This is a genomic window from Acetobacter lovaniensis (genome assembly GCF_014207635.1).
GTDB classification, from domain to species: domain Bacteria; phylum Pseudomonadota; class Alphaproteobacteria; order Acetobacterales; family Acetobacteraceae; genus Acetobacter; species Acetobacter lovaniensis.
The window spans coordinates 99,114-116,076 of record NZ_JACHIE010000007.1 but is presented as its reverse complement, the minus strand read 5'-3'; the positions used below and the strand labels follow the sequence as shown (position 1 = coordinate 116,076).

General features: G+C 60.8%; 19 protein-coding genes, 1 other RNA gene and 1 pseudogene. 13 read left to right on the top strand and 8 right to left on the bottom strand.

All coding sequences use genetic code 11. The annotated features are described in order from the left end of the window. Positions 1-178: 178 nt before the first annotated feature. Positions 179-556 (bottom strand): ATP-dependent Clp protease adapter ClpS, encoded by a 378-nt coding sequence (clpS, locus tag HNR55_RS09505; RefSeq protein ID WP_166114454.1) that lies wholly within the window; start codon positions 554-556, stop codon positions 179-181. A 318-nt stretch (positions 557-874) separates the two neighbouring features. On the opposite strand from clpS, the gene HNR55_RS09500 reads away from it, so the two are divergent. From HNR55_RS09500 to ggt, 3 genes are all read left to right on the top strand, one after another. After that, a complete protein-coding gene (locus HNR55_RS09500) occupies positions 875-2,008 on the top strand; it encodes a D-alanyl-D-alanine carboxypeptidase family protein (protein WP_166114457.1) in 1,134 nt (377 codons plus the stop codon). A 115-nt stretch (positions 2,009-2,123) separates the two neighbouring features. After that, positions 2,124-2,924, top strand: a complete 801-nt coding sequence (gene map / locus HNR55_RS09495; protein WP_166114460.1) for a type I methionyl aminopeptidase — start codon at positions 2,124-2,126, stop codon at positions 2,922-2,924. Positions 2,925-2,928: 4 nt separating this feature from the next. Further along, entirely contained in the window at positions 2,929-4,728 is a 1,800-nt protein-coding gene (gene ggt / locus HNR55_RS09490; RefSeq protein WP_166114463.1) for a gamma-glutamyltransferase, read from the top strand. 20 nt (positions 4,729-4,748) lie between these two features. Here the strand turns inward: ggt and HNR55_RS09485 are convergent, their stop codons facing one another. Next, positions 4,749-5,798 carry a lysine-2,3-aminomutase-like protein gene (locus HNR55_RS09485; RefSeq protein ID WP_166114466.1) on the bottom strand — a complete coding sequence of 350 codons (1,050 nt, stop codon included), beginning with the start codon at positions 5,796-5,798 and terminating at the stop codon, positions 4,749-4,751. Positions 5,799-5,818: 20 nt separating this feature from the next. Between HNR55_RS09485 and epmA the strand changes: the two genes are divergently transcribed. The 3 genes from epmA to HNR55_RS09470 all read left to right on the top strand — a co-directional run bounded on the left by epmA (position 5,819) and on the right by HNR55_RS09470 (position 8,203). Then, entirely contained in the window at positions 5,819-6,844 is a 1,026-nt protein-coding gene (gene epmA / locus HNR55_RS09480) for an EF-P lysine aminoacylase EpmA (RefSeq protein ID WP_166114469.1), read from the top strand. A 94-nt stretch (positions 6,845-6,938) separates the two neighbouring features. Next, entirely contained in the window at positions 6,939-7,352 is a 414-nt protein-coding gene (locus HNR55_RS09475; protein ID WP_166114472.1) for a hypothetical protein, read from the top strand. Continuing rightward, complete coding sequence (locus HNR55_RS09470; protein ID WP_166114475.1) at positions 7,325-8,203, top strand: fasciclin domain-containing protein; 879 nt, start codon at positions 7,325-7,327, stop codon at positions 8,201-8,203. Before HNR55_RS09475 ends, HNR55_RS09470 begins: the two co-directional genes overlap by 28 nt. A 63-nt stretch (positions 8,204-8,266) precedes the next feature. Here the strand turns inward: HNR55_RS09470 and HNR55_RS09465 are convergent, their stop codons facing one another. Genes HNR55_RS09465 through HNR55_RS09455 form a run of 3 tightly spaced genes read right to left on the bottom strand, consistent with a single transcriptional unit; the run spans position 8,267 to position 10,316 of the window. After that, a complete protein-coding gene (locus HNR55_RS09465; RefSeq protein WP_166114478.1) occupies positions 8,267-8,851 on the bottom strand; it encodes a thiamine phosphate synthase in 585 nt (194 codons plus the stop codon). 38 nt (positions 8,852-8,889) lie between these two features. After that, positions 8,890-9,804: a class I fructose-bisphosphate aldolase gene (locus tag HNR55_RS09460; RefSeq protein WP_166114481.1), complete on the bottom strand. Its 915-nt coding sequence runs from the start codon at positions 9,802-9,804 to the stop codon at positions 8,890-8,892. Next, positions 9,801-10,316 carry a hypothetical protein gene (locus HNR55_RS09455; RefSeq protein ID WP_166114484.1) on the bottom strand — a complete coding sequence of 172 codons (516 nt, stop codon included), beginning with the start codon at positions 10,314-10,316 and terminating at the stop codon, positions 9,801-9,803. The genes HNR55_RS09460 and HNR55_RS09455 overlap by 4 nt, the downstream gene beginning before the upstream one ends. A gap of 55 nt (positions 10,317-10,371) precedes the next feature. On the opposite strand from HNR55_RS09455, the gene HNR55_RS09450 reads away from it, so the two are divergent. From HNR55_RS09450 to HNR55_RS09430, 5 genes and pseudogenes are all read left to right on the top strand, one after another. After that, entirely contained in the window at positions 10,372-10,668 is a 297-nt protein-coding gene (locus HNR55_RS09450; protein WP_166114487.1) for a hypothetical protein, read from the top strand. Beyond that, positions 10,652-10,819, top strand: a pseudogene (locus tag HNR55_RS09445) (cell division protein ZapA); the annotation flags it as partial. The gene HNR55_RS09450 and the pseudogene HNR55_RS09445, both read left to right, overlap by 17 nt. 201 nt (positions 10,820-11,020) lie before the next feature. Continuing rightward, positions 11,021-11,176: non-coding RNA, 6S RNA (gene ssrS / locus HNR55_RS09440), on the top strand. Next, positions 11,163-11,747 (top strand): 5-formyltetrahydrofolate cyclo-ligase, encoded by a 585-nt coding sequence (locus HNR55_RS09435; RefSeq protein ID WP_166114490.1) that lies wholly within the window; start codon positions 11,163-11,165, stop codon positions 11,745-11,747. The genes ssrS and HNR55_RS09435 overlap by 14 nt, the downstream gene beginning before the upstream one ends. Positions 11,748-11,780: 33 nt before the next feature. Continuing rightward, positions 11,781-12,596, top strand: coding sequence for a TIGR00282 family metallophosphoesterase (locus tag HNR55_RS09430; RefSeq protein ID WP_166114493.1), 816 nt, complete (start codon positions 11,781-11,783; stop codon positions 12,594-12,596). A 62-nt stretch (positions 12,597-12,658) separates the two neighbouring features. Here the strand turns inward: HNR55_RS09430 and HNR55_RS09425 are convergent, their stop codons facing one another. Genes HNR55_RS09425 through HNR55_RS09415 form a run of 3 tightly spaced genes read right to left on the bottom strand, consistent with a single transcriptional unit; the run spans position 12,659 to position 15,011 of the window. Then, positions 12,659-13,072: an NUDIX hydrolase gene (locus HNR55_RS09425; RefSeq protein ID WP_166114496.1), complete on the bottom strand. Its 414-nt coding sequence runs from the start codon at positions 13,070-13,072 to the stop codon at positions 12,659-12,661. Then, the gene (locus HNR55_RS09420; protein ID WP_166114764.1) at positions 13,066-13,932 is read right to left on the bottom strand and encodes a TIGR01459 family HAD-type hydrolase; all 867 of its coding nucleotides are present in this window, start codon (positions 13,930-13,932) and stop codon (positions 13,066-13,068) included. Before HNR55_RS09420 ends, HNR55_RS09425 begins: the two co-directional genes overlap by 7 nt. Positions 13,933-13,937: 5 nt before the next feature. Continuing rightward, a complete protein-coding gene (locus HNR55_RS09415) occupies positions 13,938-15,011 on the bottom strand; it encodes a quinone-dependent dihydroorotate dehydrogenase (protein WP_166114499.1) in 1,074 nt (357 codons plus the stop codon). Positions 15,012-15,175: 164 nt separating this feature from the next. Here HNR55_RS09415 and HNR55_RS09410 point away from each other — a divergent pair, with 164 nt between their 5' ends. Continuing rightward, entirely contained in the window at positions 15,176-15,775 is a 600-nt protein-coding gene (locus HNR55_RS09410) for a hypothetical protein (RefSeq protein WP_166114502.1), read from the top strand. Between the two features lie 105 nt (positions 15,776-15,880). Next, positions 15,881-16,960 carry a DNA polymerase IV gene (gene dinB, locus HNR55_RS09405; protein WP_166114505.1) on the top strand — a complete coding sequence of 360 codons (1,080 nt, stop codon included), beginning with the start codon at positions 15,881-15,883 and terminating at the stop codon, positions 16,958-16,960. The last annotated feature ends 3 nt before the right edge of the window (positions 16,961-16,963 follow it).

The following is a 16,963-nucleotide window of genomic DNA, read 5'->3' as shown; positions in this document are numbered from 1 at the left end:
CGCGCTTTTTACCAAGCCCGACCAAGCGCAGAAATATGCGTGCCCTGCCTGCAAAGCCGCATCTGCAGGCCAGAAACGCGACCGACACCCCATCGGCCACGGGCTCGCGCAGACGCACACGCCGCAGAGTGCTGCTGGCAGCCGAACCGTGTTCAGGAAAACGGCAGAGGTGCTGGTATCAGTCTTTTTCTATGGTGCACTGCAAGGGGTGCTGGTTCTGGCGTGCCAGATCCATGACCTGAGACACCTTGGTCTCCGCCACCTCATACGTAAACACACCACAGACGCCCACACCCTTGCGGTGGACGTTGAGCATGATGTCTGTCGCTTCTTCACGATTCTTCTGGAAAAAGCGCTCAAGGACGTACACCACAAACTCCATGGGGGTGTAGTCATCGTTGAGCATGAGCACTTTGTACATGGCGGGTTTGCGGGTTTTGGGCTTGGCCCGCACAACCACGCCGATTTCCGCATCATCCCGGTCCGAATCCATGCCTCCATCACGCCGCGACGGCCCGTTGCCTGTATGCAGAACAGGAAGATGAAACGAGGCCATGGCAACCAAACTCCCGAGGCAGGGTGAAAAACGAGTGGTGTTCCTTACCACCATATTGGCAAAGCCAAAGTACAATAAAAGAGAGCGGAATGACAGAATAGCTGGTGTGCGTGCCCAATATGGAACCAGCGCGCCATATTTATGCCACACATGAACACCACATGGCAGGGTGGATGCCGGAGCTGCTTATTTGGATTCCGTGCGCCAGAGTTCCAGTTTTTTGCCGCCATGCTCTTGCGATTCCTGACAGTAGGCGGAATAGTGCTCCATACGGCACAGGTGGGGGTAGCAGTGGCAGACAAACCGGCGTTACGGCAGATGACAGAACAGAGCAGACTAACATCTGGCAATGCAAAACCCCTGCGCCTGCGCAAATGGGCAGGCCTTTTTGCAGGTGTAACTCTGGCGGCGTTCACCACGGCCAGTCAGGCCCGCGCCCAGTATGCCGGGCAGATCAGCTCCATTGTCATGGACGCCAAAACCGGTGCTGTCCTCTCCCAGACCGATCCGGACCTGCGGCGCTACCCGGCCAGCCTGACAAAACTGATGACGCTGTACATGACCTTCAACGCACTGCGCGCAGGGACCATATCCCTTACCCAGTCCGTGCCGGTCTCCATTCATGCGTCCACCATGGAACCTTCCAAGCTCGGGCTGGTTCCCGGCACTCACCTGACTGTTGAACAGGCCGTGCTGGCACTGGTCACCAAATCCGCCAACGATGCCGCCTGTGCTCTGGGCGAGTTGATCGGGGGTGGGAGCGAACCCCAGTTTGCCGCCATGATGACCCAGCAGGCCCACGCCTTGGGCATGTCCAGAACCCAGTTCCGCAACGCCTCAGGCCTGCCGGACCCGGACCAGATGACAACCGCGCGGGACCTGGCCACTCTTGGTCGCCGCCTGATTGCCGATTTTCCGGAATATTATCACTATTTCGCCACCCCGGCATTCCGTTTCCATGGCCGCTACATTCCCAACCATAACCCCATGCTTAAAGTCTATGCCGGGGCAGATGGCATGAAGACGGGATACACGCAGGAGGCCGGACGCAACCTTGTTACCTCCGCCCTGCGTGACAATGTGCGGCTGGTTGGCGTTGTTCTGGGTGCGTCCAGCAACACCCAGCGCTCGCTGGTTATGGCCAACCAGCTTGATCACGGTTTTGACGCCGAAGGCGTGGCCCCCGTCGCCCGCCCGCTTGTTGTAGCGCAGGCCAGCAGCAGCCAGCGCCACCGCAGCCACCGTGGTACGCTGATCATGGCGGATGCCAGCCACAGGCACACACCACTTGAAGTGGCGGAAGCCCCCACGACACACCGCCGTCATGCAGCGATTACCAATGTCAGCCACGGCCGTCATACTACGGTTATTGGTGCCAAGGTTCACACCATTGCCACCCCCGCCATCTCCCGCAGCATGGTCCGCCACACGACCGCCCACAACCGGACCTGAATATTTTCTGACCATTTAGGCCGCCCGTTGTAACCAAAGCGGGTTGCCTTTGTGGTCTGCACTCTTCATCTTGCTGCTTTACTAAAAAGTATCAACAACGATGAGGAAGTGCAGAATGGCGGGCAGAGGCGGTATCGTTCTCCATACCGAAGAAGACTTCAAATACCTGCGTGCGGCTGGCCAGTTGGCCGCGGCTACGCTGGACATGATCACGCCTTACGTCAAACCCGGCGTAACCACGGGCGAGCTGGACCGCATTATTCACGCCTACACGCTTGAACATGGCGCCACCCCCGGCCCGCTGAACTACCGAGGCTACCCCAAGTCGTGCTGTATTTCGGTCAATCATGTTGTGTGCCACGGCATTCCGGGTGACCGGCCGCTGGTTGAGGGCGATATCGTCAATATCGACGTCACCCCCAAGCTGAACGGCTGGTTTGGAGATACCAGTCGCATGTACGCCGTGGGCAAGGTGTCCATCAAGGCCGCCAAGCTGATCACCACCACTTACGAATGCCTGATGCGCGGTGTTGAGGTTGTACGTCCCGGCGCCACTCTGGGTGACATTGGCTACGCCATTCAGAGCCATGCCGAAAAACACCGTTACTCCATTGTGGAAGATTTTTGCGGACACGGGATCGGGCAGGTTTTCCATGCCGAACCCAACGTCCTGCATTACGGTCGCCCCGGCGAGGGCATGAAACTGAAGGCCGGTATGGTGTTTACCATTGAGCCCATGCTCAACATTGGCAAACCCGAAGTCAAAATTCTTGAAGACGGGTGGACCGCCGTCACGCGTGACCGCTCTCTGTCCGCGCAGTTTGAACATATGCTGGCTGTCACCCAGACAGGGTATGAGATTTTTACCCTCTCTCCCGCCGGGTATGACTGCCCCCCCTACCCGATGAAAGGATAAGCTCATGCTGGCCGCCCCAACCACGCTGTTCTCCCGTGTTGCGCGTTATGTGGGACGGGTGGCCTGTTGCCTGAGCACAGGCCTTATAGTCCTACCCGCCCACGCGGCACCAGTGGCTGACCCGCTGGCCTATGGCACCGCACTGTCGGCTGCTGCGTCCGTTGCCACCCCTGTGGCCGGGCAGCATGGCATGGTGGTTTCCGCCCAGAAACTGGCCTCGGAAGTGGGGGCGCGCATTCTGGCCAAAGGCGGCAATGCGGCCGATGCCGCCGTAGCCATGGGATATACGCTGGCTGTTGTGTACCCAGCTGCGGGCAATCTGGGGGGTGGCGGATTTATGATGCTGCGCCCACCCGGCAAATCTGCGATTTTTTTCGATTTTCGGGAAAAGGCTCCTCTGGCCGCCACGCCGGATATGTTTTTGGACAGCAAGGGCAATGTTATTCCCGACTTGTCCCTTCTGGGCTGGAAGGCTGTAGCCGTACCCGGCACTGTGGCCGGGCTGGATGCCGTGCATGAACGCTGGGGCCACCTGCCCCGAAAAGTGGTCATGGCCCCTGCCATTCAACTCGCCCGCGATGGCTTTGTGCTGGAGGAAGGGGATGTGGAACTCCTGAACACCTCCACCGCGGCGCTGGCGCAGGACCCCTATGCCCGCAGGATTTTCCTACGCCCCGATGGCTCCCCCTTCCAGCCCGGTGACAGGCTGGTGCAGAAAAATCTGGCGCACTCGCTCGAACTGATCGCACAGAACGGGGCGGCCGCATTCTACAAAGGACCCATTGCCGCCAGTATTCTGGAGCAGTCCAAAGCCCATGGCGGCATTTTGCAGGCCACGGATTTTGAGCGCTACCAGCCCCGCACACTGGCCCCCATAAGCTGCACCTACCGTGGATTGCTGGTGGAAACAGCCCCGCCCCCCAGTGCAGGTGGCATAGCCCTGTGCGAAATGCTGGAAATTCTGGCCGGGTATGACATGCACGCCCTTGGCCTGCACTCAGCCCCCGCTCTCCAGCGTGAGATCGAGGCCATGCGCCATGCCTATTCCGACCGGCGGGATCTGGGCGACCCGGCTTTTATCCATAACCCGGTCAGCAGCCTGCTGGACCCGGCCTATATTGCCAGCATACGCGCGCATATTCCCCCCGACAGGGCCATTCCCTCGGCTGACCTGCGTGCAGGTGTGGCCTCGCCCGAAAAACCCGAAACCACCCAGTTTTCGGTGATCGACCAGAACGGGTTTGCCATTTCCACCACCTATACGCTGAACGGCTGGTTTGGCGCCAAGGTGATGGGAGGGGACACCGGGATCATTATGAATGATGAAATGGATGATTTTTCCATCAAACCCGGAGCGCTGAACATGTTTGGCATTCCCGGCAGTACGGCCAACGTCATTGCACCGGGCAAAACGCCCCTTTCCTCCATGGCGCCGACCATTATCTCGCGCGATGACAGGCCGGTCATGGTCATTGGCAGCCCCGGCGGGTCGCGCATTCCCACCATTATACTCTCTGTTATTCTGGGCGTTGTGGATTACGGGCTGAACATCCAGCAGGCCATAGACCTGCCCCGCCTGCACGAACAGTGGATGCCACAGAGTGTGGAGGTTGAGGCAAACGCCCTGACCCCGCAGGTAAAGCAAACGCTGGAACAGGAGGGCTACAGCTTTGTCCTGCATGCGCCGTGGGGTATTCCCGAAGGGATTCTGGTAGGTGGCCCCAGCCTGAACAGCCACGGGCCTGCCCGTTTTTATGGTGGGGCCGACCACCGCCACCCCGGCGGAGCGGCTATAGGGGAGTAAGCTCCCCTCCTCCACACTGCTTACAGGCGGTCCAGAGTATGGGTGCCGCCCTGTGGGTCACGCACCTGCCGCTCGCCCGTAATATACTCCGGCCCCAGAGGAACCTTGCCGTAGCCTCCGGGAATATCCAGCACGTAAATGGGCCAGGCAAGCCCCGTAACACGCCCCCGCAGACCTGCCAGCAGACGCTGGCCCTGTGCGACCGGCACATGAAAATGGGCCGTACCCGGCGCAGGGTCGAGCTGGTGCAGGTAGTATGGCCGCATACGGTTTTCCACCATGGTGCGGAACAGGTCTTCCAGCGCTTCCTCGCTGTCATTCACACCCCGCAACAGCACCGACTGCCCCAGCAGCGGTATGCCCCGCCGGGCAATACGGCGCAGGCTGCTCCGTGCGGGGGGAGCCATTTCCCGCGCATGGTTGATGTGTACGGCCATCCACATGGCTTTGTCCGTTTCCAGCGCATCCAGCAATGCGTCTGTCACACGCTCGGGTGCGGCTACTGGCACGCGCGTATGCACCCGGATGGTGGTTACATGCGCCATGCCGGAAAGGGCCTGCACAATCTCCCCCAGCCGCCGGGGCGAGAGCATGAGCGGGTCCCCCCCGGTCAGAATAACCTCGCGGATCTGCTCATGCGTGCGGAGCCAGTCCAGCGCGCGGCTCAGGGCTTCATCATCCAGCACGCCGCCATCTGGCCCCACATGCTCCCGCCGGAAGCAGAACCGGCAGTATAACGGGCATACCAGCAGGGGCTTAAGCAAGGCGCGGTCCGCGTAGCGGTGCACAATACCGGGCACGGGGGAGAGCGCATCATCTCCAATCGGGTCGGAGCGCTCCTCCGGCGTGACCACCAGTTCTTGCATGGTGGGCACAACCTGCACGCCAATCGGGTCGTCCAGACTGTGCATCAGCTCCGCAAAAGCGGGCGGTATGGCCGTAGCATACTGCCGGGCTATGGCTTGCAGGTCCGCTTTCTGCGCGGGCGTGGCCATACCGGCGGCAATCAGGTCATCTGGGGTGCGCAGCGTTCGGCTGGTCGCAAAAGGGGGCTTGACCGGGAAAGACATGTACCGGCTCTACTCTGCCCATGTCTGTGTCTGCAACATCTCATCTGTCCTTTGGTGGCCCGGACCCCGAGCGTATTCGCGACCGGCTGCCATTTTTAATCCGCCGCAACCTGACCATGCGGGGTGTGCGCGCGTTTTTGGAATCCCGCGGCTGCGTAGAGGTGGAAACCCCCTGCGCCGTGCCCGTGCCGGGGGAAGAGGTGCATCTGCTCCCCTTCCAGACCGAGCGGGAAACACCCGACGGCCAGCGCCAACCGCTGTTTTTGCACACCAGCCCCGAATTCGCCATGAAGCGGATTATCGCCGCCACCGGGCTGCCGCTGTTCCAGTTTGCCCGTGTCTGGCGCAATGGTGAGGCCAGCGGCACCCATGCCCCCGAGTTTACCATGCTGGAATGGTACCAGCCCGGCATGCCCCTGAGCGGCCTGATGGACGAGACAGAAGCCCTGCTCAAGGCCGTTCTGCCCCCTGTTGTGCACCGCAACACCTGCACGCTGGACCTGAGCCAGCCCTTTGAACGACTAAGCATGGAGGACGCATTCCGCCACCATGCTGGTGTTGACCTGCTTCCAACCCAAGGCAATGCGCAGGCACTGGCCCATGCGGCAGGCTGCACCCTGCGCGACGGTGAACACTGGGAAGACCTGTTTTTCCGCTTGTTGCTGGAACGAATCGAACCTGCCATTGGCCAGACCTGCCCCACATTTTTAACCCACTGGCCTGCAAGTCAGGCCGCACTGGCGCGCAGGGACCCCACAGACCCGCGCGTGGCCCTGCGGTTTGAACTTTATGCCGCAGGCATGGAACTGGCCAATGCGTTTGAAGAGCTGACAGACCCTGTAGAACAGCGCCAGCGTTTTACCCATGACAGGACCGAACGCCAGCAGCTTTACCCCACCCGCCCCACCTGGCCAATGGATGAAAAACTGCTCCACGCCCTGCCCCACATGCCTCCCTGTTCGGGCATTGCGCTGGGGTTTGACCGGCTGGTCATGCTGGCCAGTGGCGCACGCCAGATACAGGATGTCTTGTGGATACAGGATTAGTCTGCAACATTTGGCCCTGACAGGTGTTTTTGCTTATCTTCCACTCGTACGACGCATACCGCAGGCGTATTCCACCAAGGGGCAAGTCGGTGCCATGACATACGCAAACAGAGTTTTACTGATCGGGCTTCTAGCCCTTGCCGCCTGCCAGGTTCCCAGTGCGGAGCAGCGGCGCAAGCTCGATTCCATGATCGGGCGACCAACCGTGGATGTTATCCGCACCTTTGGTGTACCTACGCGCCAGTTCACCACGGGGGATCACACTTTTCTTGCCTACATCACGCAGGAGACCGACTACACCACCATGCCCATGGGCGGTGGCTGGGGGTATGGCCCCGGATGGGGAGACGGCTGGGGCGGTTATGGTGGCTGGGGCTACGGTGGCTGGGGTTATGGCGGCGGCTGGGGCGGCGGCATGGGCACCGCGTACACCTATAGCTGCCAGACCAATTTTGAACTGGTCAAGGGCCTTGTCATCAGTTGGACAATGCGGGGCGATGGCTGCTAGGGCGCATACATCGTGCCGTGCCTGCCGACCTGCCTGTACCATTTAACGCCATGACGGCCCAGAAAGCCCCTTTGCGTACCCACACTCCACGCCATGCACCATACGGCTGGCATGGGTGTCTGGCTGCCCCGGCACTTATGCTGACGGGCATGGTTCTGCTGGGCGGATGCGCGCAGAGCCCCGCCCGGCAGGATACATACACAACGCCAATTTCTACCTGTGCGTATATGATGCCAACAGTCTCTGGCACACGCACATATACACAGGGGCTCCGTGGCGCATCCGGCTCCCCGACGTCCGGACAGAGCAATCCGATTGATAGCGCCGTTGCCTACGGCAACCCGCAAACGCCTGCATTCTGCGACCGCCCCCTGTCGGACACCCTGCGCAGTTCCATCGAACTGGCCGACTATACGCATCTGCTGGACAGGACCGGCCTGTTCCCCACCTTGCAGCAGGCAGGGCCTTTTACCGTATTCGCCCTGCCCAATGCGGCGCTGGAAACCTATAACACACAAAATGGCGGCCAGCTTCTGGACCCGGCCAGCACCAGCAGGGTACGCAACCTGCTCGGCTACACGATTGTCACCGGAAAATGGCCCCACAAGGCCCTACGCGCAGCCCTTGCTGCCGCACCGGGCCATAGCCTGTCACTCCCCACCCTGAGCGGGCAGGCTCTACCTGTCTGGCTGGACACACAAACAGAGCAGGTCATGGTCGGCCCACCCCACGGGCAAAGCAGCCCGCTCTGGGTCATGGGGATTCCGCAATCCAACGGTGTGCTGTATTTTACGCGCGCGCTGGTTCTGCCACCAGCGGAACAGGCAGCTCCGGGCCCTAACACCCCTTAAGGGGTTTGGCCCATACCGCCCATATGGCGCAGGGCTACTGGCTGGCCGGGCGGCTGGCTGGGCTTAAAAAGTCCACGGGGCAGGGTCATCCCACCAACTGGTATCGGGCATGACAAAATCCGTATCACACCCGGCCAGCGCACGGGCGTCTTCGGGTGTTGCGGCACAGGCTACGGCGGGCAGTTCCATCATCATGCACCACCACTGAGCCAGAGCCAGAACAGCCTGTGTGTCCTCCGCATTCTGCACAGCATCCGGGGCAAAGCAGACGTAATCCGCTCCTTCCTCCCCCGCGCGCATGGCGCCGTCGCGGCTGCTGCCTACGGCCACACCAAGTTGCAGTTCGTCACCAATCCGGCGTCGTACGTCGCGCACACTGGCCGCCGTGTAGGACTGGGAGAGATGAACCCCGTCGCACCCGGTCTGAACAGCCAGTTCGGGTGCGTTTTCCAGCATAAGGGCAATACCCTTATGCTGCACAAGCGGGCGAATAGCCTCGATCAGGGCTATGGCTGCGGCAGGGTCCATGCCCTCCACCAGACGCAGCAGCAATGCTGCTGGCTGGTGGTTGACCAGACGCTGCTCCATCACGGGCAAAAACGCATCGGCATACAGGAGCGCAGGCGTCACAAGATAAAGGTCCGACACTGCGACTATCCTTTCCGCACGATGCGCATTTGCAGGGCTCAGTTCTTGAAGATGGTGATAATCTGGTCGAGCAGGGCCAGCGCTTCTGCCTTGGGGCGCTGGAACACGTTACGACCGATAATGGAGCCAAAGCCACCACCATCATGAATACCCTGAATGGTGGCCAGCAGGTTGTCCGTGCCCGTGTGTTCACCACCGGAGAAGATGACAATCCGACGGCCGGCAAAGCTGGACTGCACAACATGGTTGATACGTGCGGCAAGCGTTGCCACATCAACCTTGTTCTTTTCGTACACAGGCTTGCAGGCATCCAGTGCCACAACGTCGGTCGGGGGTTTGACCTTGATGATATGGGCACCACACAGGGCGGCCATGTGGGCGGCATAGGCGCATACGTCCACGGCTGTCTCGGCCTTCTTGTCCAGTGCCGGGCCACGCGGGTAGCTCCATACGATCACGGCCAGACCCACGGACTTGGCTTCAGCCGCCAGTTCACGCAGTTCTTCCATCTGGTCGAAGCAGTATTCGGAGCCGGGGTAAATGGTAAAGCCAATGCCCGCACAACCCAGACGCAGCGCATCCGCCACGGTGCCGGTAACGGCCTGATCTTTTTCAGTCGCAAGGCTGTTGGAACTGTTGCACTTGAGAATCAGCGGAATTTCACCCGCAAAGGTCGCAGCACCACATTCGAGCATGCCAAGGGGAGCGGCATAGCCATTCAGCCCCGCTTCGATCGCAAGCTGGAAATGGTAGTGCGGGTCATAGGCGGCCGGATTGGCTGCGAAAGAGCGGGCAGGACCATGCTCAAACCCCTGATCCACCGGCAGAATGACCATTTTGCCGGTTCCACCCAGCTTGCCAGCATTGAGCAGGCGGGCCAGATTCGTCTTTGTACCGGGGTTATCGCTCTCATACTGGTTGAGAATAGCCTTAACCTGCGGGGTAAGCGTCATGGGGAACAGTCCTTCTTTTGCCTTGTGTCCGGCGCATTATTTTCCGGATGCTGGTGTTGGCAATAACCGTGGGCGAAATACCCGACAAGAGACGATATGGCACTTAACGGCATGATAAGGTTAAATGATGGCGGGCGTTGTGGCAGAAGTGCCGCTTTTTCCTGTGCATACAAGGCCCGGATTGTCTCATATTGTGGGTTTTGCGGGCGCAGAATGGCAGTTTGCTGGCCACAACGCAACGCCATGAGCGCACCTGCAGGACTATTGTCGCAATCGAGCACATGCACAAAAGCCTGCCGGGCCGATTCTGCGACGTCGTTCATCAGGGCATGCCACCAGCCTACCCCCATGTATGCCACCGCACCGGGGGGGGAGAGCAGGCCAATGCAGCCGCCATACTCCGCCAGCCCCGCCGCACGCAAAGCCACATGCACACCAGCACGGTCATGGACGCACACATAGCGGATACCCGTGGAAGAAGATGAGAAAAGTGGCCTGTTTTCCGTGAGCATGCTTGACGCAATCGCTTTTGCAGGTGATTCCTTACCCCAAGAGAAGGGAAAAGGAATGCAGGATCAAGACGTGGAGCCGCACTCACCCCAGGGCAACAGCTATGCCAGCATGCACACCCGCGCAAGACCTGCGGAAGAGGCCATTACCCGGCTGGACCGTGCGTTGCAGCGTATTTCCTTTGCTCTTGATAAGCAGCAGCAGACAAAACGGAACCGTCCGGAAACCAACCGGGAGGAACTGCTGGCCAACATAGATGCGCTGATCATGCGCGTGCGCGACATTCTGGACCAGACAGGCCAGGCCACACCCGGCCACGACCCGCTCCTGCCCCGGCATGAGGAAGGGAACTGAACCCATGGCGCTTGTTTCAGTCAATATCAACGGTCACAGCTATACGGTCGGGTGCGAAAACGGGCAGGAACGCCACGTTCAGGCCATGGCGCATCAGGTTGAACGCCGTGTGCAGCAGGTCCGCAATCTGGGATTCAGCGGCGAAAGCCGCGTGCTGGTACTGGCCGCACTGCTGATGGCGGACGAAATTCAGGACCTGTCAGGCAGCCGCGTGCCAGAGAGCACGGTACTGGCGGCCCTGGACGCAGAACGCCTGCGGGCGGAACTGGCCCTGACCAATACCCGGCTGGCTGATCTGGCCGATACTGCGGAATCTCTTGCAGCGGAGATGGAGCGCGCCTACATAGAAGATGCGGGGCTGCCCGACGCGTGAGGCAAGTCATCCCCTGGGCCGATAAGCACTTCCTAGGGAGCTGGCTCTGTTGTGACCCTGGTCACATTACCCGGCGCCCACCTGCACTAGCAGGTCCTGGAGGTTGAAAGACCCACGGTCCATGGTGGCTCCGCACATTCCTTCCCCCTGTAATGACCCGCCGGATATTGCGCAGCGCAAAAAAAACCTGCGGGTTGAATGCCTTGCAGCCATGCGCACGCGGGATTATGCGCGGGATTGGGGAATTATCCACCGGCTGGAGCCTTTGCTGCGCGCAAGCACCGGCCCCATTGCCTGCGTGTGGCCACTCCCGCACGAGGTGGACCTGCGCCCGCTCTGCCACGCTCTGGCGCAAGCGGGTAAAACCGTTGTGCTCCCCCAGACACCAGCGCGGGGCTCCCCGCTGGTTTTTCGCCAGTGGCAGCCCGAATCCACCATGCTGGCGGGCCGCTTTGGCACACACCACCCCGATGGCCCGATTATGGAGCCTGCACTTGTGCTGGTCCCCCTGCTGGGGTTTGACCGCAGGGGCAACCGGCTTGGTTACGGCGGTGGTTATTACGACCGCACACTGGCGGCCCTGCCCCATGCCGCCAGCATAGGCTATGCTCCCTCCACACAGGAGGTGGCGCACCTCCCCCGTGGCCCCCATGACCAGCCCCTGAACTGTATTGTAACCGAAAAGGAGGTTATTCGTTTTGGCTAACCCACACCCCTGCACAGTGAGAAAGACCCACGCGTGAGAATTCTGTTTTTGGGCGATATTGTCGGCCGCACCGGGCGTGATGGCGTTCTTTCCCGCCTGAGTGGCCTGCGCACGCAACTTGGGCTGGACCTTGTGGTGGTCAATGCGGAAAACGCAAGCCACGGCTTTGGCCTGTCCCCCGCCATTGCCACAACCCTGCTGCAAAGCGGTGTGGATGTGATTACTCTTGGCAACCACGCATGGGACCGCCGCGACCTGATCGGCCATATTGATGGCGAACCCCGCATTATCCGCCCGCTCAACTATCCCCCGGCAACGCCGGGGCAGGGGAGTGTGGTGGTGGCGCTGGCCGATGGCCGCAAGGCGCTGGTGGTCAATGTGATGGGGCGGCTGTTCATGGACCCGCTGGACGACCCCTTCCGCTGCACCAACGAATTGCTGGGCAAGCACCGCATGGGGGTCACGGTGCATGCCATTGTGGTGGATATCCATGCCGAAGCCACCAGCGAAAAATGGGCTTTTGGCCATATGCTCGATGGCAGGGTCTCCCTTGTTGTAGGCACCCATACCCACACCCCCACCGCAGACCACCGTATTCTGGCCGCAGGCACTGCCTTCCAGACCGATGCTGGCATGTGCGGGGACTATAACAGCGTGATCGGCATGACCAAGGAACCCGCCGTTGCCCGCTTTGTGCGCAAAATGCCCGGCGAGCGGCTCCAACCCTCCGAGGGTGAGGCCACGATCTGCGGCATTATGGTGGAAACGGACGATGCAACCGGTCTGGCCCGCCGCCTCGCCCCCTTGCGACAGGGGGGATTGCTGGCCCAGACCCTGCCGGATTTCTGAACCGCCAAAGATATCCGCCACAGACACAGCCCACCGCGTCCTGCGGTGGCTGGTGGCAAGGTCTATTCCGCCTGCGTGTTAAATGCCTGCACGGCAACCTGTGTGGCTGTGGTTAACGGGTGTGGCAGGGCGTTCAGGGCAAACCACCCCAGACCATCATGTTTATGGGGCTCGCATAGCTGGGGTTCGCCCCGCACGGGGCCTGTCCTGTAAACCGGGGCCACCCAATGTGTGCCTGCGGCACGGTCAATCTGGTCCACCACGCACAGGAGGGGGCCGGGTTGCAGTTCCAGCCCCACTTCTTCACGCACTTCACGCATGGCGGCCTGTGCTGCAGTTTCGAACAGGTCCACCTTGCCACCGGGTAAACCCCAGCACCCGGCCTCTGGCGCCTTGACCCGCCGGATCAGCAGCAGACAGCCATCTCGCAGAATAAACGCGCCACACCCAACCGCTGGCTGCACGGGTGTTACCATACCAACCTGTGCACCGCAGCCGTTGGCCGCAGACCAGCCGCCTGAGCCTCGGCCGTGGCCAGAGCCATGTCATTGCCCACCATTTCCTGATGAATGCCGCCCAGAATCCACAGGCTGTCCACACCCACGGCGGCAGCCCCCCTGATGTCTGTCCCCAACGCATCCCCAATGGCCAGAATACGTGTGCGGGGCACGTCCAGCATATCAAACACGGGCTGGTACACACCGGGGTATGGCTTGCCAATCCAGCGGACATCCCCACCCTGCTCGGCATAAAACGCAGCCAGAGCACCAGCACAGATCTGCCGGTTCCCCCCTTTGACCACCACCTTGTCGGGGTTGGCGCAGATCATGGGCAGGTTTCGGGCAAGGCAGGCGCGCAGTTCGGGCAGGTAGGGGTCCAGCGTTGCAACGCCCCGCTCCAGATCCGGCCCTGTGTTCATCACAAAATCAGCCCGTTCCAACTCTGTTACGCGCCGGATGTTCAGCCCCTCGTACAGACCCAGATCATGCACACCGCCAATATGGAGCACCTTGTGGCCAAGGCTGGCAAACCACGGGTCTGCCTTCTCCTTCATCTGGCGATGGGTTTCCTGCCCACTGGTCATGACCCCGTTATAAAGGGCACGGTCCACGCCAAACCCTTCCAACTGGGTGGCAATCACCGCAGCAGGCCGGGGCGCGTTGGAAAGCATGACAACCCGTTTGCCCGCATTACGGAGTGCATGCAGGCATTCCAGAGCGCCGGGATAAGGGTTTACGCCATCATGCACGGTGCCCCACAGGTCTATGATGTAGCCATCATACCGATCAGACAGCGCTTCCAGCCCGGCAATCTGGGGAAGTGACCAGTCTGTGATGGTGCTCACAGGTCCACCCCACGCACATCATCAAGCGCTTCTATGCCTTGCGCGCGCATGATCTGAAGCATCTCCCGCTTGAGGCGGGCAATAAGGGCTGGCCCTTCATAAGCGAAGGCCGTGTAAACCTGCACCAGATCAGCCCCAAGGCGGATGCGGTCCAGAATATCCTGCCCGCTCTCGATCCCCCCGCAGGAAACAAGAGCCAGACGGCCTGCGGCAATATTGGCGACCAGCCGCAGCATCTGGGTCGAGCGGGCGGCCAGCGGACGGCCGGAAAGCCCACCGGATTCGCCCTTGTGCGGGCTACGCAGGCTATCGGGACGGGCCAGTGTGGTGTTGTTGATGATCAACCCCTGCACACCACCCTGAATTGCAGCTTCCACAATAGGGGCAATGGCATCGTCTTCCAGATCCGGGGCCAGCTTGACCAGCAGGGGCGGGCGTTCGGGGTGACGCGCTGCAATGGCGTCCAGAATCCCCTTGAGCTTTGCCGCATCCTGCAACCCGCGCAGACCCGGCGTATTGGGAGAAGAGACATTGAGCACAATGTAATTCACATACGGTTTGACCCGCGCCACAAGAGCCGGATAGTCCCGCTCGGGGTCCGCACCGGTTTTGTTGATGCCAATATTGGCCCCCACCGGCACACCGGCTCCCCCTGCCCTGCCAGATGGCAGCGGCCGGGTCAGGCGCGCAAGGCGCACGGCAAAGCGGTCTATCCCCTGATTATTGAACCCCATACGGTTGATAACCGCCCGGTCCTCCTCCAGCCGGAACAGGCGCGGCTTGGGGTTGCCCGGCTGCGGGCGGGGGGTCACGGTCCCGGCCTCGACAAACCCGAAGCCCAAACGGGCAAGCGGGCGCAGCACGCGGGCGTTCTTGTCAAACCCGGCGGCTATGCCAATGGGGTTGGAAAAACGCAGACCCAGCGCGCGCGTGGCAAGGGCCGGGTCGTCCTCGGGGCGCTTGAAGGGGACGGAAATGCCCAGCGTAAGGGCATCTATGGCAAGCTCATGCGCTTTTTCGGGGTCAAGTTTGCGCACAAACGGCAGGGAGAGGGATGCTAGCACTGACATGCCCTTTGTACTGCCCCAAGCCGCCCCCTAAGGAAAGAGAAAAAACCAGCCCCGTGAGCACACGATTATTGTTCAAAGTTTTACTTGCAACTAAGAGTGATTCTCATTTAATAATCCTCCATGACCGATAGCTAGGGAGGGAGGCGTTGCCTCCGGATCACGCCATGCAGCATACACCTGTGTATCTTACCGACCTTGCCGCAAGTGAACGGCTGACCCTGTGGACCATTCGCCGCCTTGCTGGAGCCCCTCCCCCCTGCGGGGCAGCGCCCGGTGCATCGGGCAGCCTGTTCCTGCCCTGCTTCCGGCAGGAGTTCATGGCTGTCTCCCAGGCTTTTCAGGATGCGCTAACCGACATGGCCGCGCATGAAATGCCCGCACTGGATATTTGCGCAGGCAGCACACTGGCCGTGACCGACACCGAGTATAATCTTCTCCTCGCCACCGAAGCCGCACAGAATGAGCGGGAAACGGACATGCAGGCCCTGCTGAGCCCCCTGCTCCCCTTTGCGCGCCTGCGCCAGCGCATGGTGGCGGCCCTGACCACTCTGGGCGCATGCCTTGCGGGAGCGGGCTACTGGCTCTCCCACCATGCGGCGCGCCCTTTGCAGCAGCCCGTAACCATGCCGCACATCAGCCGTGCCGCCTACCCAGCAACCGCAGCCCTTTCAGTCGCGCGCTGGCATGATCTGGATATGAGCATCGCCCATTCGTGGCGTTATGCGCCACCACGCCGCAATTTTGCACAACACACCCCAGGTTAAACCTGCCAGGCACACCATAGCCAGAGAACTGCGCGGGAATGAGCCCGTAAAAATTGTTCTCTTTCTGTTCCATATTGGTGCGGTTCATGCCATAGTGGCCGAGCCATGCCTACGCCCATACGCCGCATTATCCACATCGACATGGATGCATTTTATGCGTCGGTCGAACAACGCGACAACCCGGCCCTTAAAGGGCAACCGGTTGCCGTTGGCCATTGCCAGGAACGTGGCGTTGTAGCCGCCGCCAGTTACGAAGCCCGCAAATTTGGCGTGCGCTCTGCCATGCCCTCCCTGATTGCGCGGCGCAAATGCCCCGAACTGATTTTTGTTCCCCCAAGGTTTGAGGCCTACAGAGCTGTATCGGCCCAGATTCACGCCATTTTTTCGCGCTATACATCCCTTGTTCAGCCGCTCTCGCTGGATGAGGCTTATCTGGACATCACCCAGCCCTTGCTCCGCCGTGCCTCCGCCACCGCCATTGCGGAGGAAATCCGGGCCAGCATTTTTGAACAGACCGGGCTAACCGCCTCGGCCGGGATCTCCTACAACAAATTTCTGGCCAAACTGGCATCGGACTACCGCAAACCCAACGGTCTGTTTGTTATTCCACCAGGCAAGGGGGAGGCTTTTGTAGCACCTCTGCCAGTTGGCACCTTCCACGGCATAGGCCCGGCCACGGCCCGACGCATGAACAGTCTGGGCATTCATACCGGGGCAGACCTGCGCGCCTGTGCTCTGGATATTCTCAAACACCATTTTGGCAAGGCCGCCACGTTTTACCATGGCATTGCCCGCGGCGTGGACAACCGACCTGTTGAACCCAACAGACCAAGAAAATCCCTTGGAAAAGAAACAACCTTTTTACAGGACCTGCATGCCACCCCCGAGCTGGAACAGGCGATGGACAAACTTGTAACGCTGGTCTGGGCTGGCTGCCTTAAGCGCGAGATCAGCGGGCGCACGGTCACACTCAAACTCCGCCATTCGGATTTTACACAACTGACGCGCAGCCAGTCCTTCCCCCATCCCATCCAGAACGAAGCCGCCTTGCGAGACGCCGGGAACCGGCTGCTGGCCCCCCTGCTCCCCCTTGCCAAGCCTGTCCGGCTTTTGGGCATATCGCTTGCCGGGCTGAGTGTAGCGGGACAGCCTGCGGCAGACCGTCAGCTTTCCCTGCTGCCATAAGGC